A 1,112-nucleotide genomic window follows, 5' to 3' on the forward strand; every position below is an offset into this window, starting at 1 on the left:
ATCGGCGAACGGGCTGGCGAGTATATCTCCGTCGCCCTGGACGATCCCGTTTTCATGCAGCCGATCCGCGCCACGCTGTTCCAGACCGGGCGCGGCAAGAGCGAATGGCAACTGGTCTGGAACCGTCCCGCAAAACGTCCGGGAGGTCGGGAATGACCGCCCGGCCGCTTCGGATCGGCTATGCCGACCCGCCCTATATCGGCTGCGCGCATCTCTATCGCCACCAGCCCGATTATGCAGGCGAGGTCGATCATGTCATGCTGATCGAACGTTTGGAACGCGACTATGACGGCTGGGCTCTCCATGCCGGTGCGACGCCGGAGTCCTTCGCCGTGCTGGCACCGCTGGTCGCGACAACGGGGGCGCGCTGGATGGCCTGGGTGAAGGGCTTTGCCGCCTTCAAGCGCAACGTGCCGGTGGCTTATGCGTGGGAGCCGGTGATCGTCAAACCCGTGCGCAAGCCCGTCGTCAGCCACCGCCTCGTGATGCGCGATTGGATCCAGGAAAGCATCACGCTGCGCCGCGGGCTGACAGGCGCGAAGCCGCAAGCCGTCTGTCATTGGCTGTTCGAGATGCTCGGCGCGCGTCCCGAAGATGAACTGGACGATCTGTTTCCCGGCACTGGCGCTGTCACGGATGCATGGCGCGTATGGCAGCGGAAATTTCTGTTGCCCGGAGACAGTACGTCATCGTCTGCGCCACGCTCACCCCGCCAGAAGCAGAAGGACGGACAGGGGCGGTCGCCATGAAGCGCCGTTCTCTTATCGGCAGCGTGCTCATGCTCTTCCCGGCCGTTGTCCGCGCACAGGATTTCGATGGTTTCGTGCGTCAGGCGGCGGAGCGGAATGCGATCCCGCCCGCATGGGTTCGGGCTGTCATCACCGCCGAGAGCGGGGGCGACCGTGGCGCGATTTCGGGTGTCGGCGCCATGGGGCTGATGCAGCTTATGCCCGACACCTGGCGGGTACTCCGGCACGATCTCAACCTGGGTGCCGATCCCTTCGATCCGCATGATAATATCGTGGCCGGGACAGCCTATCTGCGATGGCTGCACGACCGCTATGGCGATGCGGGTTTCCTCGCCGCCTACAATGCCGGTCCCGCCCGCTATG

Annotated in this window: 3 protein-coding genes; all 3 read left to right on the forward strand. The window is 64.7% G+C overall.

The genetic code is table 11. The features are described 5' to 3' along the window. The coding region (locus HLH48_RS22775; protein WP_182999722.1) for a DUF736 family protein at positions 1 to 156 on the forward strand (156 nt) is incomplete at its 5' end. After that, positions 153 to 749, forward strand: coding sequence for a hypothetical protein (locus HLH48_RS22780; RefSeq protein ID WP_246387741.1), 597 nt, complete (start codon positions 153 to 155; stop codon positions 747 to 749). The genes HLH48_RS22775 and HLH48_RS22780, both read left to right, overlap by 4 nt. Beyond that, the coding region (locus HLH48_RS22785; protein WP_182999723.1) for a lytic transglycosylase domain-containing protein at positions 746 to 1,112 on the forward strand (367 nt) is incomplete at its 3' end. The genes HLH48_RS22780 and HLH48_RS22785, both read left to right, overlap by 4 nt.

The organism is Gluconacetobacter sacchari (assembly GCF_014174255.1).
GTDB classification, from domain to species: Bacteria; Pseudomonadota; Alphaproteobacteria; order Acetobacterales; family Acetobacteraceae; genus Gluconacetobacter; species Gluconacetobacter sacchari.